The sequence below is a fragment of the Pseudomonas sp. GD03862 genome (assembly GCF_029840855.1).
GTDB lineage: Bacteria > Pseudomonadota > Gammaproteobacteria > Pseudomonadales > Pseudomonadaceae > Aquipseudomonas > Aquipseudomonas alloputida.
Genome location: NZ_JAOCDI010000027.1, coordinates 1 through 24,319 on the forward strand (window position 1 = coordinate 1; position 24,319 = coordinate 24,319).

22 protein-coding genes are annotated in these 24,319 nt (G+C 62.0%); 15 read left to right on the top strand and 7 right to left on the bottom strand.

Annotation, left to right across the window (positions count from 1 at the left end):
• Window positions 1-451, bottom strand: a 451-nt coding sequence (locus tag N5D53_RS17565; protein WP_279840562.1) for a DciA family protein, incomplete at its 3' end; no start/stop codon positions are given.
• 372 nt (window positions 452-823) lie between these two features.
• Between N5D53_RS17565 and secA the strand changes: the two genes are divergently transcribed.
• The 4 genes from secA to N5D53_RS17585 all read left to right on the top strand — a co-directional run bounded on the left by secA (window position 824) and on the right by N5D53_RS17585 (window position 6,688).
• A complete protein-coding gene (gene secA / locus N5D53_RS17570; RefSeq protein ID WP_020193381.1) occupies window positions 824-3,559 on the top strand; it encodes a preprotein translocase subunit SecA in 2,736 nt (911 codons plus the stop codon).
• A gap of 182 nt (window positions 3,560-3,741) precedes the next feature.
• On the top strand, window positions 3,742-4,959 hold the full coding sequence (argJ, locus tag N5D53_RS17575; RefSeq protein ID WP_010952461.1) for a bifunctional glutamate N-acetyltransferase/amino-acid acetyltransferase ArgJ: 1,218 nt from the start codon (window positions 3,742-3,744) through the stop codon (window positions 4,957-4,959).
• A 155-nt stretch (window positions 4,960-5,114) separates the two neighbouring features.
• A complete protein-coding gene (locus N5D53_RS17580) occupies window positions 5,115-5,747 on the top strand; it encodes a glutathione S-transferase family protein (RefSeq protein ID WP_190870008.1) in 633 nt (210 codons plus the stop codon).
• Window positions 5,744-6,688 (top strand): Nudix family hydrolase, encoded by a 945-nt coding sequence (locus N5D53_RS17585; protein WP_104962512.1) that lies wholly within the window; start codon window positions 5,744-5,746, stop codon window positions 6,686-6,688. The genes N5D53_RS17580 and N5D53_RS17585 overlap by 4 nt, the downstream gene beginning before the upstream one ends.
• 136 nt (window positions 6,689-6,824) lie before the next feature.
• On the opposite strand, the gene N5D53_RS17590 is transcribed toward N5D53_RS17585, so the two are convergent.
• Genes N5D53_RS17590 through N5D53_RS17600 form a run of 3 tightly spaced genes read right to left on the bottom strand, consistent with a single transcriptional unit; the run spans window position 6,825 to window position 10,378 of the window.
• The gene (locus N5D53_RS17590) at window positions 6,825-7,391 is read right to left on the bottom strand and encodes a cob(I)yrinic acid a,c-diamide adenosyltransferase (RefSeq protein ID WP_104962511.1); all 567 of its coding nucleotides are present in this window, start codon (window positions 7,389-7,391) and stop codon (window positions 6,825-6,827) included.
• 1 nt (window position 7,392) lies between these two features.
• Window positions 7,393-9,423, bottom strand: coding sequence for an ATP-binding protein (locus tag N5D53_RS17595; protein WP_104962510.1), 2,031 nt, complete (start codon window positions 9,421-9,423; stop codon window positions 7,393-7,395).
• Between the two features lie 37 nt (window positions 9,424-9,460).
• Window positions 9,461-10,378 (bottom strand): putative 2-dehydropantoate 2-reductase, encoded by a 918-nt coding sequence (locus tag N5D53_RS17600; protein WP_104962509.1) that lies wholly within the window; start codon window positions 10,376-10,378, stop codon window positions 9,461-9,463.
• A 100-nt stretch (window positions 10,379-10,478) separates the two neighbouring features.
• Here N5D53_RS17600 and N5D53_RS17605 point away from each other — a divergent pair, with 100 nt between their 5' ends.
• The 3 genes from N5D53_RS17605 to N5D53_RS17615 all read left to right on the top strand — a co-directional run bounded on the left by N5D53_RS17605 (window position 10,479) and on the right by N5D53_RS17615 (window position 13,378).
• Window positions 10,479-10,964, top strand: coding sequence for a YajQ family cyclic di-GMP-binding protein (locus tag N5D53_RS17605; RefSeq protein ID WP_003251890.1), 486 nt, complete (start codon window positions 10,479-10,481; stop codon window positions 10,962-10,964).
• Between the two features lie 116 nt (window positions 10,965-11,080).
• On the top strand, window positions 11,081-11,923 hold the full coding sequence (locus N5D53_RS17610) for a mechanosensitive ion channel domain-containing protein (protein WP_190870009.1): 843 nt from the start codon (window positions 11,081-11,083) through the stop codon (window positions 11,921-11,923).
• Window positions 11,924-12,133: 210 nt separating this feature from the next.
• Complete coding sequence (locus tag N5D53_RS17615) at window positions 12,134-13,378, top strand: MFS transporter (RefSeq protein WP_104962508.1); 1,245 nt, start codon at window positions 12,134-12,136, stop codon at window positions 13,376-13,378.
• A gap of 113 nt (window positions 13,379-13,491) precedes the next feature.
• Here the strand turns inward: N5D53_RS17615 and N5D53_RS17620 are convergent, their stop codons facing one another.
• Entirely contained in the window at window positions 13,492-15,039 is a 1,548-nt protein-coding gene (locus N5D53_RS17620) for an AmpG family muropeptide MFS transporter (RefSeq protein ID WP_104962507.1), read from the bottom strand.
• Window positions 15,040-15,082: 43 nt separating this feature from the next.
• Window positions 15,083-15,436, bottom strand: a complete 354-nt coding sequence (locus N5D53_RS17625) for an MGMT family protein (protein WP_020191618.1) — start codon at window positions 15,434-15,436, stop codon at window positions 15,083-15,085.
• 164 nt (window positions 15,437-15,600) lie between these two features.
• On the opposite strand from N5D53_RS17625, the gene N5D53_RS17630 reads away from it, so the two are divergent.
• From N5D53_RS17630 to groL, 5 genes are all read left to right on the top strand, one after another.
• Complete coding sequence (locus N5D53_RS17630) at window positions 15,601-16,611, top strand: DUF481 domain-containing protein (RefSeq protein WP_279840563.1); 1,011 nt, start codon at window positions 15,601-15,603, stop codon at window positions 16,609-16,611.
• 82 nt (window positions 16,612-16,693) lie between these two features.
• Window positions 16,694-17,425 carry a HugZ family protein gene (locus N5D53_RS17635; RefSeq protein ID WP_064491142.1) on the top strand — a complete coding sequence of 244 codons (732 nt, stop codon included), beginning with the start codon at window positions 16,694-16,696 and terminating at the stop codon, window positions 17,423-17,425.
• Between the two features lie 65 nt (window positions 17,426-17,490).
• Entirely contained in the window at window positions 17,491-17,952 is a 462-nt protein-coding gene (locus N5D53_RS17640) for an FxsA family protein (RefSeq protein ID WP_003251903.1), read from the top strand.
• A 243-nt stretch (window positions 17,953-18,195) separates the two neighbouring features.
• Window positions 18,196-18,489, top strand: coding sequence for a co-chaperone GroES (locus N5D53_RS17645; protein ID WP_003251905.1), 294 nt, complete (start codon window positions 18,196-18,198; stop codon window positions 18,487-18,489).
• A 49-nt stretch (window positions 18,490-18,538) separates the two neighbouring features.
• Window positions 18,539-20,179, top strand: coding sequence for a chaperonin GroEL (gene groL / locus N5D53_RS17650; protein ID WP_010952474.1), 1,641 nt, complete (start codon window positions 18,539-18,541; stop codon window positions 20,177-20,179).
• 124 nt (window positions 20,180-20,303) lie between these two features.
• Here groL and pyk read toward each other — a convergent pair whose 3' ends face one another.
• Window positions 20,304-21,758, bottom strand: coding sequence for a pyruvate kinase (gene pyk, locus N5D53_RS17655; RefSeq protein ID WP_003251912.1), 1,455 nt, complete (start codon window positions 21,756-21,758; stop codon window positions 20,304-20,306).
• Between the two features lie 180 nt (window positions 21,759-21,938).
• Here pyk and N5D53_RS17660 point away from each other — a divergent pair, with 180 nt between their 5' ends.
• From N5D53_RS17660 to sbcB, 3 genes are all read left to right on the top strand, one after another.
• Window positions 21,939-22,325, top strand: a complete 387-nt coding sequence (locus N5D53_RS17660; RefSeq protein ID WP_003251914.1) for a hypothetical protein — start codon at window positions 21,939-21,941, stop codon at window positions 22,323-22,325.
• A 123-nt stretch (window positions 22,326-22,448) separates the two neighbouring features.
• Window positions 22,449-22,808 carry a PilZ domain-containing protein gene (locus N5D53_RS17665; protein ID WP_012053641.1) on the top strand — a complete coding sequence of 120 codons (360 nt, stop codon included), beginning with the start codon at window positions 22,449-22,451 and terminating at the stop codon, window positions 22,806-22,808.
• Between the two features lie 57 nt (window positions 22,809-22,865).
• Window positions 22,866-24,299, top strand: coding sequence for an exodeoxyribonuclease I (sbcB, locus tag N5D53_RS17670; protein ID WP_064491140.1), 1,434 nt, complete (start codon window positions 22,866-22,868; stop codon window positions 24,297-24,299).
• The last annotated feature ends 20 nt before the right edge of the window (window positions 24,300-24,319 follow it).

A 24,319-nucleotide genomic window follows, 5' to 3' on the forward strand; every position in this document is an offset into this window, starting at 1 on the left:
GCTTGCCCTGGGCGTGGGTGGCCAACCGTTCCAGTGCTGCGCGCAGTTTGGGGTCGGTAATGCCCTCGGCGGTGTCGCGCAGGCTCTCGGCCGCACTGTTCGAAAGCTCGGCAGCATGCCCGCCACGCTTGGCCGGCACCAGCGGCGGCTGCACCTTGTACAGGATGCGCCTGAGGTTGCCGAATGCTTCCATGGCCTGCAGTGCCGCCAACAAGCGCTTCTGCTGGTAGCGCAGGCGGGTTGCCCAATGGCCGTCGGTAACCACCAGCAACAAAGTACCATCGCGCCAGGACGCCACATGGCAGTGCTCGCGGGCAGCCGGTTGCAACTGGCTTTCCAGCAGGCGCTGCAAGTGTTCCAGGCGCTCGGCCTGGTTAAGCAGCAGGCGCAGCGGGCGCACCTGGCGCAGCAGGGCGGAGGGCGGCTGGGCGGGGGAGGGTTTGTAGGCCATGGGGGTACGCGTGAGGTGACGTGGGCACAGTCTAACATCTCCGTTGCCTGTGCCGGCCTCTTCGCGGGTGAACCCGCTCCTACCAGGGCTATCGATACCTCGTAGAAGCGGGTTCACCCGCGAAGGGGTCGGCACAGGCAGCCAAAGACAAGACTGGTTCTCGATAGCTTTCATGTTGCCAAGCCTTGAACTCAGTGAAAATGCCCCTATCTAAAACAGGCCCCCGCCAAAACGCTGTATCAGCATCGTGGAAATCCACCACTTTCCTCACCATCGTTTCCGGGTAGAATGCTCGTTCGCATGCGGCCTATGGGCTGCACGGGCGACTCATGGGGCCGCCCTCCATCCCTACGTGTGGAAGATCCTGCCGATATGTTTGCGCCTTTGTTAAAAAAACTTTTTGGAAGCAAGAACGAGCGTGAAGTCAAACGCATGCTCAAGACGGTGAGTATCGTCAATGCCTTCGAAGAGAAGATGGTGGCCCTCTCCGACGAGCAACTGCGGGGCAAGACTGCAGAGTTCAAGGAACGCCTGGCCAAAGGCGAGACACTGGACCAGTTGCTGCCCGAAGCCTTCGCCGTGGCCCGCGAGGCCGGCAAGCGCGTCATGGGCATGCGCCATTTCGATGTGCAGCTGATCGGCGGCATGACCCTGCACGAGGGTATGATCGCAGAAATGCGCACCGGTGAAGGCAAGACCTTGGTCGGTACCTTGGCCGTCTACCTCAACGCATTGTCCGGCAAGGGCGTGCATGTGGTCACCGTCAACGACTACCTGGCGCGCCGTGACGCCAACTGGATGCGCCCGCTGTACGAATTCCTCGGTCTGTCGGTCGGTATCGTCTCGGCCTTCCAGCCGCCGGAAGAAAAGCGCGCCGCCTATGCAGCCGACATCACCTACGGCACCAACAACGAATTCGGGTTCGACTACCTGCGCGACAACATGGCGTTCAGCCAGGACGAGAAGTTCCAGCGTGAACTGAACTTCGCCGTGATCGACGAAGTCGACTCCATCCTCATCGACGAAGCGCGTACCCCGCTGATCATTTCCGGTCAGGCAGAGGACAGCTCCAAGCTGTACATCGAGATCAACCGTCTGATCCCGCGCCTCACCCAGCACATCGAAGAGGTCGAAGGCCAGGTCACCCAGGAAGGCCACTTCACCATCGACGAGAAGAGTCGCCAGGTGGAGCTGAACGAAGCCGGTCACCAGTTCATCGAAGAGATGCTGGCCCAGGCGGGCCTGCTGGCTGAAGGCGAGAGCCTGTACTCCGCGCACAACCTGGGCTTGCTGACACACGTCTACGCCGGTCTTCGTGCACACAAGCTGTTCCACCGCAACGTCGAGTACATCGTCCAGGACGGCCAGGTTCTGCTGATCGACGAACACACCGGCCGTACCATGCCGGGTCGTCGCCTGTCCGAGGGCCTGCACCAGGCCATCGAGGCAAAAGAGAACCTGAACATCCAGGCCGAGAGCCAGACCCTGGCTTCGACCACCTTCCAGAACTACTTCCGCCTGTACACCAAGCTGTCCGGCATGACCGGTACGGCCGACACCGAAGCATTCGAGTTCCAGTCGATCTACGGCCTGAACGTGATGGTCATTCCGCCGAACAAGCCACTGGCGCGTAAGGACTACAACGACCTGGTGTACCTGACCGCTGACGAGAAATACGCCGCGATCATCGCCGACATCAAGGAAAGCATGAAGCTGGGCCGTCCGGTGCTGGTGGGTACCGCGACCATTGAAACTTCCGAGCACATGTCCAACCTCCTGAAAAAGGAAGGGATCGACCACAAGGTGCTCAACGCCAAGTATCACGAGAAGGAAGCCGAGATCATCGCGCAAGCAGGCGCGCCAGGTGCACTGACCATCGCCACCAACATGGCTGGCCGTGGTACCGACATCCTGCTGGGCGGTAACTGGGAAGCCGAAGTGGCTGCCCTGGAAAACCCGACAGCCGAGCAGATCGCCCAGATCAAGGCCGACTGGCAGAAGCGTCACCAGCAAGTGATCGAGACGGGTGGCCTGCATGTAATCGCTTCCGAGCGCCACGAATCGCGCCGTATCGACAACCAGCTGCGCGGCCGCTCCGGTCGTCAGGGCGACCCGGGTTCCAGCCGCTTCTACCTGTCGCTGGAAGACAGCCTGATGCGCATCTTCGCCTCTGACCGGGTGAAGAACTTCATGAAGGCACTGGGCATGCAGTCGGGCGAGGCCATCGAGCACCGCATGGTCACCAACGCTATCGAGAAAGCCCAGCGCAAGGTCGAAGGCCGCAACTTCGACATTCGTAAGCAATTGCTCGAATATGACGACGTCGCCAACGAGCAGCGCAAGGTGATCTACCACATGCGCAACAGCCTGCTGGCCGCCGACAACATTGGCGACACCATCGTCGAATTCCGCAAGGAAGTCCTGGACGCTACCATCAGCCAGCACATTCCGCCGCAGTCGCTGCCAGAGCAGTGGGACGTAGCCGGCCTGGAGGCTTCGCTGGCCAGCGATTTCGCCATCAAGTTGCCAATCCAGCAATGGCTCGACGAGGACGATCACCTCTACGAAGAGACCCTGCGCGAGAAGCTGCTGAGCGAGATCACCACGGCCTACACCGAGAAGGAAGACCAGGCCGGTCTCGAGGCCCTGCGAACCTTCGAGAAGCAGATTCTGCTGCGCGTACTGGACGACCTGTGGAAAGACCACCTGTCGACCATGGACCACCTGCGTCACGGTATTCACCTGCGTGGTTATGCGCAGAAGAACCCGAAGCAGGAGTACAAGCGCGAGTCGTTCAGCCTGTTCCAGGAGCTGTTGGAGTCGATCAAGCGCGACACCATCCGCGTGCTGTCGCACGTACAGGTTCGCCGCGAAGACCCGGCCGAAGAAGAAGCCCGCCTGCGCCGCGAGGCCGAAGAGCTGGCGAGTCGCATGCAGTTCCAGCACGCCGCTGCACCGGGCCTGGGAAGTGAGCAACTGAGCGAGGAGGGTGCCGAAGTAGCGGTAGCCTCGGCGCCAGTACGCAATGACCAGAAGCTGGGCCGCAACGAGCCGTGCTGGTGTGGTTCGGGCAAGAAGTTCAAGCATTGCCACGGTCAGATCGAGTGATCTGAACCTAACGTTGTACAAGCCTGGGGCCGCTTTGCGGCCCTTTCGCGACACAAGGCCGCTCCCACAGGTACCGCGCTCGTCCATGATCGGGCGCGATCCTTGTGGGGGCGGCCTTGTGTCGCGATGGGGCGCGAAGCGGCCCCTTTTTCGACATCATCGTTTTTTCTAGGAGCGCTCTAATGGCTGTTGGTCTTGGTCCTTTGCCCACCCTGCACCCGGTTCCGGGTTTTGAACTCGGTATCGCTTCTGCCGGTATCAAGCGCCCGGGGCGCAAGGATGTGGTGGTCATGCGCTGTGCCGAAGGCTCCAGCGTGGCTGGCGTGTTCACCCTCAACGCCTTCTGCGCAGCGCCGGTGATCCTGTCCAAGCAGCGTGTACAGGGCACCGTGCGCTACCTGCTGACCAACACGGGTAACGCCAACGCCGGCACCGGCGCGCCAGGCCTGGCCGCCGCCGAGCGCACCTGCGCCAAGCTGGCCGAACTGGCTGGCGTACCGGCCGAGTCGGTACTGCCGTTCTCCACCGGCGTGATTGGCGAGCCGCTGCCGGTCGAAAAGATCGAAGGCGCGCTGCAGGCCGCCCTCGACAACCTGTCGGAAAACAACTGGGCTGAGGCCGCTACCGGCATCATGACCACCGACACCCTGCCCAAGGGGGCCAGCCGCCAGTTCCAGCACGATGGCGTGACCGTCACCGTTACCGGTATCAGCAAGGGTGCAGGCATGATCCGCCCGAACATGGCGACCATGCTGGGCTACATCGCCACCGACGCCAAGGTGGCGCCAAAGGTACTCAAGGACCTGATGCTGGACGGCGCCAACAAGTCGTTCAACCGCATCACGATCGATGGTGACACTTCGACCAACGATTGCTGCATGCTGATCGCTACCGGCAAGGCCGACCTGCCGGAAGTGACCGAAGCCAGCGGCGCGCTTTTCGAAGCGCTGAAAAAGGCCGTGTTCGAAGTGTGCATGGAAGTGGCCCAGGCCATTGTCCGTGACGGCGAAGGCGCGACCAAGTTCGTGACCGTGCAGGTCAACGGCGGTGGCAACCACCAGGAGTGCCTGGACGTTGGCTACGCCGTGGCCCACTCGCCGCTGATCAAGACCGCGCTGTTCGCTTCCGACCCGAACTGGGGCCGCATCCTCGCCGCCGTAGGCCGTGCCGGTGTACCGGAGCTGGATGTGAGCCTGATCGATGTTTACCTGGACAGCGTTTGCATCGCGAGCAAAGGCGGCCGCAGCCCGAGCTACACCGAAGCGCAGGGTTCGGCAGTGATGGCCCAGGAAGAGATCACCATCCGAATCGAACTGGGCCGTGGCCAGTGCAGCGAAACCATCTGGACGACTGACCTGTCCCACGAGTACGTGAAGATCAACGCCGAGTACCGTACCTGATCTACTGATCCGAAGGCCTCTTCGCGGGCACGCCCGCTCCCACAGGTGTTGCAATGCCTGCAGGAGCGGTGCGGTCCCTGCAGGAGCGGGCTTGCCCGCGAATGGCCGCGCAGCGGCCTGCGGGTTTTGCAATACAAACCTGATGGAGCCGAACCATGAGCTATCACCTGATCATCGGCGACAAGCTGTACTCCTCCTGGTCGCTGCGTGGCGCCCTGGCGCTCGAGCTGGCTGGCGTGCCCTACGAAGAAACCCTGATCAAGCTGAACCAGCCTGATACCCGCCAGCGCATCCTCGCTTTCTCCTCCACCGGCAAGGTGCCGTTGCTCAAGACCGAGCACGGTGTGATCGCCGATTCCCTGGCCATCGCCGAATACCTCAACGAACAGCACCCCGACGCCCAGCTGTGGCCTGCCGACGCAGCCGCCCGCGCCCAGGCCCGTTCGGCTTGCGCGCAGATGCACAGCGGTTTCTTCGCCCTGCGCGGTGCCATGCCGTTCGACCTGTCGCGTGACCAGGCGCTGGACACTGTGCCGCTGGACGTGCAGGTCGATATCGACCGTATCGTCGCGCTGTGGTCCGAATGCCGCGTGGTGGCCAAGGACAGCGGCCCGTTCCTGTTCGGCAAGCCAAGCCTGGCCGATGCCTTCTTTGCCCCGGTGGCCGTGCGCCTGCGCACCTACCGCGTAGAAGTCCCCGCCGAGGCGGCAGCCTACATCGAGACCATTTATCAGTGGCCAGCCTTCCAGGCATGGCAACAGGCAGGCCTGGAGGAGCGTGAAGCGTGAAACGGATTCATGTAGTGGCTGCCGTCATTCGCGGTGCTGATGGCCGTATTCTGATCGCACGCCGTGCCGATACCCAGCACCAGGGCGGCTTGTGGGAGTTCCCCGGTGGCAAGGTGGAAGAAGGCGAAAGCGTCGAAGCAGCGCTTGCCCGCGAGCTGCGCGAGGAGCTGGGTATCGAGGTAAGCCGGTCGCGTGCGCTGATCAAGGTCAGCCATGACTACCCGGACAAGCAGGTGCTGCTGGACGTGCGCGAGGTCGAAGCGTTCACTGGCGAACCCCATGGCGCCGAAGGCCAGCCGCTGGAATGGGTTGCCCCGCGCGATTTGCCGCAGTACGAATTCCCCGAGGCCAACAAACCGATCGTCGCCGCTGCGCGCCTGCCGGACCAGTACCTGATCACCCCGGATGGCTTGGAGGTGCCGCAGCTGCTCAAGGGCATCCAGAAGGCCGTGGCCAATGGCATCCGTCTGATCCAGTTGCGTGCCCCGGACATGTACGACCCCAAGTACCGCGACGTGGCGGTGGATGCGGTCGGGCTGTGTGCGGGCAAGGCGCAGCTGATGCTGAAAGGGCCACTGGAATGGCTGGGTGATTTCCCGGCGGCCGGTTGGCACCTGACGGCCGCGCAGCTGCGCAAGTACGCCGCCAGGGGCCGGCCGTTCCCCAAGGAGCGCTGGTTGGCGGCATCCTGCCACAGTGCCGAAGAGCTGGCGCTGGCTGAGCAGATGGGCGTGGACTTTGTCACCTTGTCGCCAGTGCAGGCGACCCAGACGCATCCGGATGCGGTGCCGCTGGGCTGGGATGAGGCGCAGCGCGTGATTGCCGGGTTCAACAAGCCGGTTTATCTGCTGGGTGGGGTAGGGCCGAGTGAGCGCCAGCAGGCCTGGGAGGCGGGTGCACAGGGTGTGGCCGGGATCCGGGCGTTCTGGCCACAGGTTTGAGTCCCCTGTAACAGGGGCTGCTGCGGGGCCCATTCGCGGGGCCCGCTCCCACAGGAAACTCACAAGCTTCAAGCCTGCTCGAAACCTGTGGGAGCGGGCAGGCCCGCGAATGGGCTGCAAAGCAGCCCCAGAAGTATCAGCCTTTCGGTTTCTCGGCGGGCTGCCACAAAACCTCAGCCACCCCCTGGCGCCGCCCGATGATCCGCGCCGCCACGAACAATAGATCGGAAAGCCGGTTGATATACGCCAAACCAACGCCTTCCAGCGGCTCCACGGCATTCAACTGCTGACACCGGCGCTCTGCACTGCGCGCCAGACTGCGGCACACATGCGCCTGCGCCACCAGCGCCGAACCACTGGGCAGAATGAAGTTCTTCAGCGGCCCCAGCTCTTCATTCCACACATCGATGGCCGCCTCCAGGCGTTCCACTTCCGCCAGGGTCAACGCCTGGTAACTGGGCATCGCCAGCTCGCCACCCAGGTCGAACAAGCGGTGCTGACACGGCGCCAGCACTGTGGTCACTTCATTCAGCCCATGCTCGGCGAGCCCCGCCAGCAGCAACCCCAACTGGCTGTTCAGGCTGTCCACCTCGCCAATCGCTTCGATCCGCGGGTGGTCCTTGGGCACCCGACGGCCGTCGCCCAGGCCGGTTTCGCCTTTGTCGCCGGTGCGGGTATAGATCTTCGAAAGGCGGTAGCCCATGTCATTGCTCCGTTCTGGCCGGCACCGCCGCTGCCGGCTGGGTGAGGGGCAGGCGTAGGGTAAAGCAGGTGCCTTGGCCTGGCGTGGATTGCACTTCCATCTGCCCCTTGTGGTTGTTGGTGATGATGAAGTAAGAGACCGACAGGCCCAGCCCGGTACCCTGGCCGATTTCCTTGGTGGTGAAGAACGGCTCGAAGGTGCGCTTGCGCACCGCCTCGGGCATGCCGACGCCGTTGTCTTCGACCTGGATTTCCGCCCATGGCGGGTTTAGCCGGGTGCGCAGTGTGATGCGTCCGGGCTCGCTGGGTTGCGGGCGTTGGTGGATGGCCTGGGCTGCGTTCTTCAGCAAGTTGAGCAGTACTTGTTCCAGCTCGTTGGCGGTACATGGCACCGGCCCCAGGTCGGGGTCGAACTGGCGCACGATGGCTTGCCCCTTGAAGTCGAAGCCGATGGCCAGATCGAAGTCATTGCCGGCAATTTCAAGCGCCTGATCGATCAGTGCCGGCAGCTCGCATGGCTCCAGCTGGCGGTTGCTGCGGCGGCTGAAGCTGAGCATGTGGGTGACGATCTTCGCCGCCCGGGCGCCGGCCTGCTGAATGCCGTCGAGCAGCTGCGGCACCTCGCGGCTGTCCAGGTAGCGGTTGATCGTGGCCAGGTCGATCCCCAGCTCTTCGGCCTGTTCCTGGTTGCGCGGCAGGTCGGACGACAGGCGTCGGCGAATGTTCTGCACGTTGTGCAGGATAGCGCCCAGCGGGTTGTTGATTTCGTGCGCCATGCCGGCAGCCAGACCACCGACCGAGAGCATTTTTTCCGATTGCACCATCATTTCTTCCAATGACAGGCGCTGGGTGATGTCGTCGATACGAATGACCACGCCGCGCCCGCCGCCGCCGGTCAGTGGGTAGAAGGTCAGGGCGTAGTGGCGCAGGTCGTCGCCCTTGGGCCAGGTTACCCGCTCGATCTTCGCCACTCGATGTTTTTCCACGGTTTCCTTCAGTTGCGGGAGGAACGGCTTCAGCGGCTCGAACGCAATGAACACCGGCTGGTTAAGTGCCTCGTCCAGTGGTGTGCCGGAAAGCACCGTGGCTTCGTGGTTCCATTGGGTCACGTAAAGCTGTTCGTCGAGGGCGATCAGTGCCGAGGGCATCGAGTCGATGATGCTGTTGAGGTAGTTCTGGAAACCGGTGAGCTTTTTCTCGATCTTGCTGCGTACCTGTACTTCCAGTTCCAGCTTGCGGTTGGTGTGGCGGGTTTCTTCAGCAAGGCCCTGAGCCTGGTCGTAGGCACTCTGGAACTCGTCGCGGGCGCTCTTGAGCTGCTGCTCGCGGGCCTCGATGCGCGACAGCATGGTGTTGAAGGCCTCGGCCAGGCTGCCGATTTCATCATCGTTGCCGCGTTGGGCGCGCAAGGCGTAGCTCTCTTCGCGGGTAACCTGGCGGCTGAGTTCCTCAAGCTGGTTGATCGGTTGGGTGATCAGGCGTTTGATCTGCCGGGCGATGACGATCCATAGCAGGACACTGAACACCAGGATGCCCAGGCTGGCGCTGAGTGTGCCGGTGTAGAAGGCCGTGGGCAGTTCGCTGCTGGCTACCAGCAGCAAGTGTGCCGGTGGGTTGGCATCGCGGGGGATGCGGATCAACTGAGTGCTGCGAAACTCCATCAGGCGCCAGCCGTCGATGTTGCGAAAACGTTTGGGCAGGGCCAGCGGCTCGCCATGCTGCAACTGCGCCAGCATTCGGCCATCGCCACCGTAGACCGCGGCGGCGCGTAGCGGTGTGTAACTTTCCAGTTCCTTGAGCAGGGCACGGGCCGTTTCCGGGGTGTCGCCGGCGCGGGCTGCAAGCTGAGGATTGGCCACCAGCCGGCCGATGGTCTGCATGGCCTGAGGCGCCATGCTTTCCTGGGTGATCCAGTAGGCGGCGCTGATGAAGGTGAGGTTGGCCATCAGCAAGATGGTCACCAGCAATACCAGCAGGGCCGCCAGCAGCTTCTGCCCGACCGGGAGGTTTTCCAGGCGTTGGCGCAAGGTCATGGGCAAGGCAATGTCCGTATCCGGTTGAAGGGCCGCGTCAGTCGCAGGGCAAACCACGCGCGCGCAGGTTTTCGACCAAGCGCTGCAGCAGGTGTTCCAGCTGCGGCAATTGCAGGCCATGACGGCCCGCAGCGCGGCAAGCATGGCCGAGCAGGTAGTGCAACTCGGTGCGCCGTCCTGCATGCACGTCCTGGTACATGGAAGAGTAGTTGGCTGCGGTGGCGAGGATTACCCGCTGCACTTCTTCCTCCAGCCCCTCGGCTGCTTGCGGCTGGCCGCAACGGCGCAGCAGGCGGGCCAGCTCGACGCACAGGGCCTGCACTTCACCCAGGTGCCCCAGCAGCCCGCCATTCTGGCAATCGTGAAGCACGGTCAGCGGGTTGATGGCGCAATTGAGCGCCAGCTTGCGCCACAGGCGGGTCAGTATGTCTACTGTCCATTCTGCGGGGATACCGGCCTCGTGCAGGTCATCGAACCAGGCGGGGATCATGGGGTTACGTGGGTCGCCCAGCCAGTTGAAGCCATGGCCGGCAAAACGCACCTGCCAGTCCCCCTCGCGGAAGGCGCCTTCGGTGCTGGAGGCGAAGATGCAGCGAGCGTGCGGCACCAGGTCTGCGACTTCATCCTGGCTGCCAAGGCCATTCTGCAACAGCAGCACTTCGGCGCTCTCGGCCAGCCGTGGCGCTAGACCGGCAATCGCCGGGGCAGCGTCATAGGCCTTGCAGGCCACCAGCAGCCGGTGGATCGGGCCATGCGCCTGCGCCGTTTCGGCTGGTATGGCGTAGTGCCGGGTTTGCTCCTGTTCGATCAGGGTCAGGCCACCGGCCTGTTGATAAGCCTGCAGCCGTTGCCCGTCACGCAGGATCAGGCGCACGGCCTTGCCTGCGCGTGCCAGGCGGCAGGCCCACAGACTGCCAAGGCTACCGGCGCCGAGAATATGCCAGGTGCTGCTCATATGCGTTTCGCAACCCGTTATAATGAGCCCGCATTTTAACCTTCAAACCCAGCGCGCTCCATCTTCAGCCTGAGCGCGCTTTTATTTTGGGAGAACAACCATGCCTTCGTTCGACGTGGTATCGGAACTGGACAAGCACGAAGTGCAGAACGCGGTCGACAACGCCATCAAGGAACTGGACCGCCGCTACGACCTCAAGGGCAAAGGCACCTTCGAGTTCAAGGACAAAGAGCAGACCGTGATGCTCACCGCCGAGGAAGAGTTCCAGCTCGAGGCGATGCTGGAGATCCTGCGCCTTGCACTGGTCAAGCGCAAGATCGACGTGAAGTGCCTGGAAACCAAGGACCCCTACGCCTCCGGCAAGGAAAAGAAACAGGAAGCCAAGTTCCGCGAAGGCATCGACAAGGACCTGGCAAAAAAGATCGTTGCCACCATCAAGGATGGCAAGCTGAAAGTACAGGCCGCCATCCAGGGTGAGCAGGTACGGGTAACCGGCAAGAAACGTGACGATCTGCAGGAAGCCATTGCCCTGCTGCGCACCAAGGAATTCGACATGCCGCTGCAGTTCAACAACTTCCGCGACTGATGCGGGGGTGGCCCGGAACCCCGATGGCCAAATGATGTCCATGGGGGCCGGGGTTGCGTAATAACACGCGCGGCCTGTTCTACCGTGTACTTGCCGCTCGGCATCAGGAGATGAATATGGATTTGAACGCTGAGGTCGACCAGCTCGTCCGCCAATCCCAGACGTGGATCCCTTTGATCATGGAATACGGCAGCCGTGTGCTGCTGGCACTGCTGACCTTGGCGGTTGGCTGGTGGATCATCAACAAGGTCAGCGCCCGCCTCGGCAAGCTGGTTGGCCTGCGCAACGCCGACCTGGCGCTGCAGGGCTTCATCAGCACCCTGGCGAACATCGTGCTGAAGGTGCTGCTGTTGGTCAGCGTGGCCTCGATGATCGGCATCGAGACCACCTCGTTCGTCGCCGCCATCGGTGCCGCAGGCCTGGCCATCGGCCTTGCCTTGCAGGGCAGCCTGGCGAACTTCGCCGGTGGTGTGCTGATTCTGATGTTCCGCCCGTTCCGTATCGGTGACTGGATCGAGGCGCAGGGCGTTGCCGGCACAGTCGACAGTATCCAGATCTTCCACACCGTGCTGCGCACCGGTGACAACAAGACGGTCATCATGCCCAATGGCAGCCTGTCCAACGGCATCATTACCAACACCAACCGCCAGCCGACGCGCAAGGTGGTGTTCGATGTGGGCGTTGACTATGAGGCCGACCTGCAGAAGGCCCGCAATGTGTTGCTGGAGCTGGCAAAGGACCCGCGTGTTCTGCAAGACCCGGCACCGCAGGCGGTCGTGTCGACGCTGGGCGACAGCTCGATCACCGTATCGCTGCGCTTGTGGACCAAGACCTCCGATTACTGGGACGTGATGTTCATGCTCAACGAGTATGCGCGTGACCGGTTGAAGGCCGAAGGGATCGACATTCCGTTTCCGCAGCGGGTTATTCGCGTGGTGCAGGAGGCTGCAACGCAGTAATACCGCGTTCAAGCCGGGGCCGCTTTGCGCCCCTTCGCGGGCAAGCCCGCCCCTACGAGGACATGCGTGTTCTGTGTAGGAGCGGGCTTGCCCGCGAAGGGGCGCAAAGCGGCCCCAGTTTTTTTCGACCCTGATTACACTTGCTCACAGCAATTTCCAGCCATTTCTGGCATATAGCGTGACCCCGCCCGCCACACCCGATACGCCATCATGAAACCACTGCTGTATATCACCCCTCTGCGTGCCTTGCTGTTCGGCCTGACCCTGGCCCTGTTCGAACTGCTGACCTACCTGGCCAGCGATGCGGTCATGCCGGCCATGCCTGTCGTGGTCAACGACCTCGACGCCAGCCCCGAATACATACCCCATGCCCTCAACCTGTACCTGCTGGGGGGCGTGGTACTGCAATGGCTGATCGGCCCGTTGGCCGACCGTTATGGACGGCGCCCTTTGCTGCTGGTCGGCTGCGCATTCTTTGGCCTGGCCTGCCTGGCTACCTTCTGGGTCCAGGACATCGGCCTGTTCAACCTGTTGCGTCTGTTGCAGGGCATTGGCCTGGGCTTTGTGGTCACCGTCAGCTACCCAGCCCTGAACGAGGCTTTCAGCGAGGCTGATGCCGTACGCATGATGGCCCTGTTGGCCAACATCGCCTTGCTGTCGCCCCTGCTCGGGCCGCTGGTGGGCACCTTGCTGCTGCAATGGCTGGACTGGCGCTGGCTGTTCGTGGCATTCGCCATCGGCGCGGTGCTGGCCTGGCTGCTGCTGTACCGCCTGATGCCGGAAACCCTGGGCGTGGAGCGCCGTGACGGCTCGCGGCTGGCGTTCACGCCGATTCACCTGCTGCCACTGCTGGCGGGCTATGGCCAGTTGCTGGGCAACCGCCGCTTCGTTGCAGGCAGCGCCGCCCTTGGGTTGGTCGGCTTACCGCTGATTGGCTGGATTGGCCTGTCGCCGGTGCTGCTGATTCACGATGAGGGGTTGAGTACCCTGGAGTATGCCTTGTGGCAGTTGCCGGTTTTTGGCGGGCTGATCCTCGGTAACCTGATCATCAACCGTATTGCCGATCGCTACCCGCTGCCAGCCCTGGTGCGTGGCGCGCTCTGGCCATACCTGGCTGGCCTGTGCCTGATGGTGCTGGCGACCTGGTACTGGCCGAGCGTGACCAGTGTGGTGGCCGGCATGTCGTTGTATGCGCTGGGGTTGGGCGTGGCCAATGCGGTGCTGTACCGCATGACGCTGTTCTCCAGTGAGCAGAGCAAGGGGCTGGTTTCGGCCATGCTGGGGATGATCACCATTGCCTTGCTGGGGCTCGGCGGTGCGCTGCTGGCGATGATTGGCGCCGGTGCCAGCTTGCTGCATTTTGCCCTGGCGGCGGGGGTGGCGGGGGCGTTGGCGCTGTGGCCGCTGTGGTTTGTGGTGGGTGGGCGGCCTGGGGAAGGGGCTGTAGCTCGATAATCGGTATTGCCGGTGCCGGCCTCTTCGCGGGTAAACCCGCTCCTACACAGGGCCGCGCCGCCTTGTAGGAGCGGGTTTACCCGCGAAGAGGCCAGCACAGGCAATACAAAACTTCAGGGCCGCTCAGCCACAGAGTGATCCTCGGCCACCGGCGTCCCCCGCCCGGCTTCCTGATGCCACTGCAGGGCGATCAGGATCAGCGTAGGCACCCCCAGCAGCGCCGTGATCAGGAAGAAGTCGTGGTAGCCGAACTTCTCCACAATTACGCCCGAATACCCGCCGATCAGCCGCGGCAACAGCAACATGATCGAACTGAGCAGCGCGTACTGGGTCGCCGAGAACTTCAGGTTGGTCAGGCTGGACAGGTAGGCGACAAAGGCCGAGGTAGCCATGCCGGAGCTGAAGTTGTCCAGCGAGATGGTCACCACCAGCATTTCCAGGTTCGGCCCCATGTCAGCCAACATCAGGAACAGGATGTTGGTGCCGGCAGAGGCTACGCCGCCAATGAACAGGATGGGCATGATGCCGAAGCGTACGATCAGCAGGCCGCCAACCCCGGCGCCGACCAGGGTCATGATCAGGCCGAAGATCTTGCTGACGCTGGCAATCTGGTCCTTGGTGAAGCCCATGTCGATATAGAACACGTTGGCCATCACCCCCATCACCGTGTCCGACATGCGATAGGTGGCGATCAGGCCGAGCAGCAGCAGAGCCTGCCAGCGGTAGCGGGTGATGAAGTCGTTGATCGGGGTCAGCACGGGAGCCAGGCCACGACGGCCGAGGCTCGACAGGCAGGCCCAGGTCAGCAGCACGTAGAGGATCAGGCGCAGGAAGGCGCGGTCTTCCAGCAGCAGGTCGAGCGGCGTGGCATCACCGGAGACCACGCTGGACCAGCCGGTATTGAACATCTGGGTGAAGCTGGCCGGTACCGAGACCAGCAGGATGATCAGCACGAACACCGAGGCCATCTGGTGCACCAGCCCATAGCGCGCAGCCGACAGCTGGGTGCGCATGGGCACTGGTGGTTCGCGCATGACCAACGTGGTGAACAGGGCGGGCAGCATCATCACCCCGAACATCACGTACGTGCCGGCCCAGGCCTTGTGCAGGTAGCTGAAGCCGGTAGAGCCGAACCACTCGGCGAAGAACAGGGCACCGGCCGTGGCGAGCAAGGCAGCCACCCGGTAGCCGGCCATGTAACTGGCTGCGAGTGCGGCCTGGCGCTGGTCGTCAGCGATTTCCAGGCGGTAGGCGTCGACTGCAATGTCCTGGGTAGCCGAGGCGAAAGCCACCAGTACGGCCATGGCAATCAGCCAGGAGAGATGCTGTTGCGGGTCGCACAGGCTCATGCCGACCAGCCCGATCACCACCAGCGCTTGCGACAACAGCAGCCACGAACGCCGGCGCCCGAGGCCGCCAAGCAGCGGCAAGCGCCATTGGTCGAGCAGCGGTGACCAGACCCACTTGAAGGCGTAGGCCAAGCCAATCAGGCTGGCATAACCGATGGTTTCACGGGCAACGCCGGCTTCGCGCAACCATACCGACAGGGTCGAGAACACCAGCATGTAGGGCAGGCCGGCGGCGAAACCGAGTAGCAAAAGTACCAATGTTGACGGGCTGGCATAGGCAGCAAGCGCAGCGCGCCAGGTTTTACGGGGCATGGGCCAACATCTGCCTCAAGTTTTCGAAAACAAAGCGCGCACTCTAACCGCTGTGCTCCATTGGGCGCCAGCCATGGCGCGTCATATCCACACGATTGTTGCTTACATTCACACCTTCCCCGCGTAACCGCGCCCTTTGTTCATCGCCCGACGGGGTGCCCAGCGGCAGGCTCAGCCGGCCACCTGCACCGAGCACCCGGTGCCAAGGCAGGCGTGTGTCTGCAGGCAACTGCCCCAGGGTACGCCCCACCCAGCGCGCCGCACGGCCAAGCCCGGCCAGTTCGGCCAGTTGGCCATAGCTCACGACCTTACCGGGTGGCACTTGGCCCAGTACTGAATACAGCGCCGTTCGTCGGCCCTCGGCCGAATCGAGGGCGTGCTCATATCCATCAGACATCTCGCCCGCCTTGGGCTGCAGATGAAACCGGACCGGTGGTCTGGTAAATGAGAGTTGAACTCAACGGCATACTCCCGGTCTGTCCTTGCTCTGGTCGTGGGTATCTGGATAATGCCCGGCTTTTTCGTCAAATCGAACCCATAGTCCGCAAACAAAGCCCGTTTATGAATTCTAGATCCTTGTTGTGCCTTCTTGCTGTTTCCCTGTGTGCCTCTTCAGTGTGGGCCGACACTGTGTGGATGAAGAACGGTGACCGGCTAAGTGGCAAGATCAAGGTATTCGACGGCGGCAAGCTGCTGCTGGAAACCCCTTATGGCGGGTCCATCGCCCTGGACTGGAAACAGGTCCAGACGCTGGAAAGCGACCAGGAGATGCTGGTCAAGCAGGACGCCTACAGCGGAGAGAAAGCCAAGTCGCTCAAGGCGGCAGAGCCAGGCAAGGTGACCTTGGCCAATGGCGATTCACCGAAGACGGTGGAGCTGGCCAGCATCGAGCAGATCATGAAGCCCAAGCCGCTGGTCGAGGATTTCGTGTGGAAAGGTAATGTCGACGTGGCGCTGGACTACAAGCGCGCAGAGAACGACACCGACGATTACGACGTGGGCTTCAAGACCACTGCCCGCCATGGCCGCTGGCGGCACAACGCCGAGGGTGAGTACAACCGCGAGACCAAGGACGACGTCACCACCACCAACAACTGGAGCGCCGAGTACGCGCTGGACCGCTTCATTACCGATAAGTGGTTCTGGCAGGGGCGTGCGGAATACAAGCGCGATCACATCGAAGACCTGGCCCGCCAGCGCACCGTGGGTACCGGCCCGGGTTACCAGTTCTGGGACGATGAGCTGGGTGCGTTCTCGCTGGGCTCACTGATCAACCGCACTGATTTCGAGTACCGGGACGGCGGCAAGGATAATTTCTATTCTGCGGCCGTGAAGTGGGATTACACCCGCTACCTGATCGGCAAGAACGTGCAGCTGTTCACCAACGGCGAGTTCGCCAAGCCGCTGGGTGGCGTGGCCGACTACTCGCTGGATGCCGAGGTTGGCCTGCGCTACAAGGTCACCGAGTGGGCCTCGCTGAACCTCAAGGCGGAGAAGGATATCATCACCGGCACGCGTGAGAGTGACCTGGACAAGACACGCTATACCGCGGGCTTCGGCGTTACCTGGTAAGGCGTCTGGATGCAGGTCAGTGGCACAGGCAGCTGATAATGCTTATCTTGTCCCCAACCCGTCCGCCAGGAGCCGCCCTCAAGTGAGTACCAACGCCATTCGCCCCGCCCGGGAACTGCTGCTCAAGGAATACCGCGGCGTGCTTTCGACACATTCCAGGTCGATGCCTGGCTACCCCTTCGGTTCGGTCGTGCCGTACTGCCTGGACGCCCAGGGCAACCCGCTGATCCTGATCAGCCGCATTGCCCAGCACACCCACAACCTGCAGAAGGACCCCAAGTGTTCGCTGCTGGTGGGTGAGCGCGAGGCCGAGGATGTGCAGGCGGTAGGGCGCCTGACGGTGATGGCCGAAGCGCACAAGCTGGTCGACGAGGCCGTCATCGAGGCCGCCGCCGAACGCTATTACCGCTATTTCCCGGACGCGGCCGACTACCACAAGGCCCACGATTTCGATTTCTGGGTGCTGCAACCGGTGCGCCACCGCTACATCGGCGGCTTCGGTGCGATCCACTGGCTTGACCATGTGACCTTGGCCAACCCGTTCGCGGGCAAGGCCGAGGGGAGCATGATCGAACACATGAACAGCGATCACGCCAGTGCCATTGCCCACTACGTCGAATTGACCGGGTTGCCACAGCACGTACCGGCGCAGATGGTTGGGGTAGACAGCGAAGGCATGCACCTGCGCATCGGCCAGGCAGTGCACTGGTTGCCTTTCCCCACTACTTGCAACACGCCGACACAAGTCCGCGAGGCCTTGGTTTTGCTGGCTCGCGCCGACCATTGGCCGCTTGTGATGCAAGCCGAGGGTTGAAATCCGGAGCGCAGGCATCCATTTGAGGTCTTATTGGAAGGTTATCTTCCGTCGAGGAACCCTTGATGCGTGCTTTTCTACTGCTGTTTCTGATTTTTCCTGTGCTGGAGCTGTTCGTCTTCGTGAAGGTCAGCGCGGCTATCGGTTTCTTCCCGGCGTTGCTGCTGATCATCGCCGGCTCCGCCCTGGGCGTACTGGTCATGCGGGTGGCCGGCCTGGCGACTGCATTGCGCGCCCGTGAAAGCCTGCAGCGCGGTGAATTGCCCGCCGAGGACATGTTCCAGGGCATGATGCTGGCCGTGGGCGGTGGCCTGTTGTTGCTGCCCGGCTTCATCAGCGACGTGCTGGGTGTGCTGTGCCTGCTGCCATTCACCCGCCGCCTGGCGGCGCGCAAGATGCGCGAGCGTGCCGAGGCCCAGGCCATGCGCCAGCGTGCATTCCAGGATGACCCCTTCCAGGCGCAGCCGCGTGATGGCGGCCACCGCCCGAACGTGATCGAAGGCGAGTACGAGCGCCGCGACAAGTAAGAAGGACCGGGGCCGCGCAAGCGGCCCCGGTTTTTTTTGGCCTGATGAAAAATTTTCTATCTCGAGCCTTGTAATTGGATGTGGCGGCCTCATGTATGTGGTCACCGCAAGGTTTCTGGTGGCAACACCAGACATTACACAGGTGGTTCGCTCACAGCGGGCCACCCCCGGCAACGCCGGACAGCATCAAAACCGCCGGTGTCGAACCGGCCGATGAAAACCACAATTTGGGAGAGATCGACAATGAAACTTCGTCCTCTGCATGACCGCGTAGTCATCCGTCGCAGCGAAGAAGAATCGAAAACCGCTGGCGGTATCGTCCTGCCGGGTTCGGCCGCTGAAAAACCAAACCGCGGCGAAGTTGTAGCCGTCGGCACCGGTCGCGTTCTGGACAACGGCGAAGTTCGCGCGCTGGCCGTGAAAGTGGGTGACAAAGTGGTTTTCGGCCCGTACTCGGGCAGCAACACCGTGAAAGTCGATGGCGAAGACCTGCTGGTCATGGCCGAGAACGAAATCCTCGCCGTTGTCGAAGGCTGATTTCCCCCGACTTCCCGTTACTCCAAAGTTTTTCAAGGATTAAACGATCATGGCTGCTAAAGACGTAAAATTTGGTGATTCCGCTCGTAAGAAAATGCTGGTTGGTGTCAACGTTCTGGCTGACGCGGTAAAAGCGACCCTGGGCCCGAAAGGCCGTAACGTGGTACTGGCCAAGAGCTTCGGCGCGCCGACCATCACCAAGGACGGCGTTTCCGTCGCCAAAGAAATCGAGCTGAAAGACGCTTTCGAAAACATGGGCGCCCAGCTGGTCAAGGAAGTTGCTTCCAAGGCCAACGACGCTGCCGGTGACGGCACCACCACCGCTACCGTTCTGGCTCAGGCCATCGTCAACGAAGGCCTGAAAGCCGTCGCTGCCGGCATGAACCCGATGGACCTGAAGCGCGGTATCGACAAGGCCACTGCTGCCGTTGTTGCCGAGCTGAAGAACCTGTCCAAGCCATGCGCCGACTCCAAGGCCATCGCCCAGGTAGGTACCATCTCTGCCAACTCCGACAACTCCATCGGTGAAATCATCGCCGAAGCCATGGAAAAAGTCGGTAAAGAAGGCGTGATCACCGTTGAAGAAGGCTCGGGCCTGGAAAACGAACTGTCCGTCGTAGAAGGCATGCAGTTCGACCGCGGCTACCTGTCGCCGTACTTCGTCAACAAGCCGGACACCATGGTTGCCGAGCTGGAAGGCCCGCTGCTGCTGCTGGTCGACAAGAAAATCTCCAACATCCGTGAGCTGCTGCCAGTTCTGGAAGCCGTTGCCAAGGCCGGCCGCCCACTGCTGATCGTTGCCGAAGACGTTGAAGGTGAAGCGCTGGCTACCCTGGTAGTCAACAACATGCGCGGCATCGTCAAGGTTGCTGCAGTCAAGGCTCCGGGCTTCGGCGATCGCCGCAAGGCCATGCTGCAGGACATCGCTGTCCTGACTGGCGGCCAGGTCATCTCCGAAGAAATCGGCCTGTCCCTGGAAACCGCTACCCTGGAGCACCTGGGTAACGCCAAGCGCGTCATCCTGTCCAAGGAAAACACCACCATCATCGACGGTGCTGGCGCTGACACCGAGATCGAAGCACGCGTCAAGCAGATCCGTGCCCAGATCGAAGAAACTTCCTCGGACTACGACCGTGAGAAGCTGCAAGAGCGTCTGGCCAAGCTGGCTGGCGGTGTTGCCGTGATCAAGGTCGGTGCCGGCACCGAAGTTGAAATGAAAGAGAAGAAAGCCCGCGTTGAAGACGCCCTGCACGCTACCCGTGCAGCCGTTGAAGAAGGCGTGGTGCCTGGCGGTGGTGTTGCCCTGGTTCGCGCCCTGGCAGCCATCATCGACCTGAAAGGCGACAACGAAGACCAGAACGTCGGTATCGCGCTGCTGCGTCGCGCTGTTGAATCCCCGCTGCGCCAGATCACTGCCAACGCCGGTGATGAGCCAAGCGTGGTTGCTGACAAGGTCAAGCAAGGTTCGGGCAACTTCGGCTACAACGCCGCTACCGGTGAATACGGCGACATGATCGAGATGGGTATCCTGGACCCAGCCAAGGTCACTCGCTCGGCGCTGCAAGCTGCTGCTTCGATCGGTGGTCTGATGATCACCACCGAAGCCATGGTTGCCGACCTGCCGGAAGACAAGCCAGCTGCTGGCATGCCTGATATGGGCGGCATGGGTGGCATGGGCGGCATGATGTAAGCCAGCCTTACCCCTGCACCATCAAAAAGCCCCGGTTCGCGAGAACCGGGGCTTTTTTTATTGCTGTCGGGGCCTCTTCGCAGCACAAGGCTGCACTTGAGCCTTGTGCTGTGAAACGAGTGGATCAACCGACCAGCGGATCACCGACGTGCAGGATTTTCATGCCGTTGGTGCCACCGATGGTGTGGTAGCTGTCACCCTTGGTCAGAATCACCCAGTCACCTTGCTCCACCAGGCCACGTTTGAGCAGCTCGTCGACCGCCGCCTGGCTCACCTTGTCGGCCGGCAGCGCGGCCGGGTCGAAGGCAATCGGGTACACGCCACGGAACATCGAGGCGCGCGCCTGGGTGGCGCGGTGCGGCGACAGGGCGAAGATCGGTACATGCGAACGCAGGCGCGACATGATCAGCGGGGTGTAGCCGCTTTCGGTCAGGGCGATGATCGCCTTTACGCCTGGGAAGTGGTTGGCAGTGTACATGGCCGCCAAGGCGATGCTTTCGTCGCAGCGCTGGAAGGTGGTGTGCAGGCGATGGCTGGACTTCTGGCTGGTCGGGTGCTTTTCGGCACCCAGGCAGATGCGTGCCATGGCCTGGACAGCTTCGATCGGGTAGGAACCGGCGGCGCTTTCGGCCGACAGCATCACCGCATCGGTGTTGTCCAGCACGGCGTTGGCCACATCGGACACTTCCGCGCGGGTCGGCATCGGGTTCTGGATCATCGACTCCATCATCTGGGTCGCCACGATCACGGCCTTGTTGTTGCGGCGGGCGTGCTGGATGATCTTCTTCTGGATAGCGATCAGCTCGGCGTCGCCGATTTCCACGCCCAGGTCACCACGGGCAACCATCACCGCGTCGGAGGCGGCGATCAGCTTGTCGAGGGTCTCGTCATCGGCCACCGCTTCGGCGCGTTCGATCTTGGCCACCAGCCAGGCGCTGCCGCCGGCTTCATCACGCAGCTTGCGCGCGTATTCCATATCGCTGGCGTCACGCGGGAAGGATACGGCCAGGTAGTCCAGGTCCATTTCCGCAGCCAGTTTGATGTCGGCCTTGTCTTTTTCGGTCAGGGCCGGTGCGGTCAGGCCGCCACCTTTACGGTTGATGCCTTTGTGGTCCGACAGTGGGCCACCGATGATCACCACGCAGTGCAGGGCATCTGCAGTGGCGGTTTCGACGCGCATGACCACGCGGCCATCGTCGAGCAGCAGTTCGTCACCAACGCCGCAGTCCTTGACCAGGTCGGGGTAGTCGATACCGACGATGTCCTGGTTGCCTTCGGTCAGCGGGTGGGCGGTGGAGAAGGTGAACTTGTCACCGATCTTCAGTTCGATGCGCTTGTTGGCGAACTTGGCGATGCGGATCTTCGGACCCTGCAGGTCGCCCAGCAGTGCAACATGGCGGCCGTTCTTGGCGGCGATGTCACGGATCAGGCGCGCGCGGGCCTTGTGCTCGTCCGGCGTGCCGTGGGAGAAGTTCAGACGTGCCACGTCCAGGCCGGCGAGGATCAGTTGTTCGATCACTTCCGGCGAGTTGCTGGCGGGGCCAAGGGTGGCGACGATTTTGGTGCGGCGGATGCTCATGCACAGACTCCTATAGTGAAGCGCAGCGAAAGGCTACTCCTGAATCTCGCTGTAGTCATTGTTCCGTTGCACTACCTGCAACCAAGGCAGGGTGGCATTTGAACGGGGCAGGGTATCCTTGCAAAAGGGTGTGAAGATTTGCAGGCAAACGCCGATACACTGGCATCAAAGGAGATCCCCATGCGAGCCCTGATCGTTTTAGCCTTGGCCGCCAGCGCCGTCGGCTGTACCCGCTGGTCCATGGACCACCACCTGAACAATGCCTACCGCGCCTACGACCGCGGCGATTGCGCACGGGTCATGCTCGAACTGTCGCAGGTTGATCGCACCAGCCGTGCCCGGCCGTTCATCCACCCCGAAGTGTCACTGCTGCGCGGCCAGTGCCTGGAGCGCCAGGCGTTGTACGTGGACGCGGCGCAGACCTATCAGTACCTGATCCAGCAGTACCCGGGCAACGAATATGCCTATCGCGCCCGGGCGCGCCTGCAGACCTTGGAAAAACTCGGCCATTTGCGCGGTGCAGAAACGGCCGTGGCCAACCCGGTGACGACCGTACCTTGGCGCTAACACAAAGGTGTGGTTTATTTCACGGGATTTGCTGCGCGTGCTGCGCTAATCTGTAACTCAGCTGTTACAACAACCGCCAGTACCTAGTATTCCTGGCATCAGGTACGGAATACACTCGCGATCATGTTCAACAAGCGCCACATAGAACGTCATCAGCTACCTTGTGTCCTCAAGGTGTTCAACCGCTTTACCGGTCAGGAGATCGGTCAGCTAGGCAATGCCTCTGAAAATGGGTTGATGGTCATCAGCCAGCTGCCCGTGTTGGTCGGGCCCGATTACGAGCTGCAACTGCGTATGCCCCTGCCTGGCGGCGGGCACCAGTTCGTCAACCTCACTGCCAGTTGCCTGTGGTGCCGCGAGGACCAGACGCCTGGGCACTACGATTCGGGCTTCATGCTGCTGCAGTCTCCGCGCGAGTACGATGATTTCGTACGTTCGTTGCGCGACTATTTCAGTTTCCGCCCCGCCAACGCTCCCGTCTGAACGTTCATTTTTCAGAATCGCGCTAGAATCGGGTCGACCTTGATACAGGACGACCCCGTGACCTCCAGCATTTTCTGGCACGACTATGAAACCACCGGCATCAACCCGCGCTGCGATCGGCCGCTGCAGGTGGCCGGCCTGCGCACTGACTTCGACCTTAACGAAATCGACGAGCCAATCAGCCTTTATTGCCGACCGTCGGACGACATCCTGCCGCACCCGGCGGCCTGCCTGGTGACAGGCATTACGCCGCAACTGCTGGCGGAGCAGGGCCTGTGCGAAGCCGAGTTCATGACTCGCGTGCATGCCCAGCTGGCGCAACCGGGCACCTGTGGTGCCGGCTACAACACCCTGCGCTTCGACGATGAAGTGACCCGCTACAGCCTTTACCGCAACTTTTTCGACCCCTATGCCCGTGAATGGCAGGGAGGCAATAGCCGCTGGGACCTGATCGACATTGTGCGCACCGCCTATGCCTTGCGCCCGGAAGGCATTGAATGGCCGCAACAGGACGGGCGCACCAGCCTGCGTCTGGAACTGCTGAGCAAGGCCAATGGCATTGACCACGGTCATGCCCACGAAGCGCTTTCCGACGTGCGGGCAACCATTGCCTTGGCTCGCCTGATTCGGCAGAAACAACCCAAGTTGTATGACTGGCTGTTTCAGCTGCGCAGCAAGCATAAAGTAATGGAGCAGGTCCGTCTGTTGCAGCCACTGGTGCATATATCCGGGCGTTTTTCGGCGGCGCGCAATTACCTGGGGGTCGTATTGCCACTGGCCTGGCACCCGCGTAATCGCAATGCACTGATTGTCTGCGACCTGCATCAGGAAACCCTACCGTTACTGCGGGAAAGTGCTGAAGTTTTACGTCAGCGCTTGTACACCCGGCATGATGAATTGGCCGAAGGTGAATTACCGGTACCGCTCAAATTGGTGCAGATCAATCGCTGTCCGGTAGTGGCGCCGCTGTCCGTATTGCGCCCGGTCGATCAACAACGATTGGGCCTGGACTTGACGTTGTTACAATCGCGCGGTGAACAACTGGCCAATCAACAGGCGCAATGGCAAGAAAAGCTGGAGCACATCTATGGCAAGGACGAGTTCGCCCCGAGTGAGGACCCGGAACAGCAGTTGTATGATGGTTTTATAGGTGACCGCGACCGGCGCTTATGCGAGCAAGTTCGTGCGCTGGAACCGGCGCAGTTGAGCCATGGCCAATGGATGTTCGATGATCCGCGTTTGCCGGAGCTGTTGTTCCGCTACCGGGCACGTAACTTCCCTGAAACCTTGACCGGCGAGGAGCGGCAACGTTGGTATGGCTTCTGCCAACAGCGCCTGAGCGACCCGCAGTGGGGGGCGCCGAATACCTTGGGCGACTTCGAAAAGGCGCGCCAGCAAGCCTGGGAGGGCGCCGACGAGGCAGGCAGGCGCGTGTTGGAGGCCTGGCAACTGCATGCTCGACAACTGCAGGAACGCTATTCCATCGGCTGATGGCAGATAAACAAAAACGC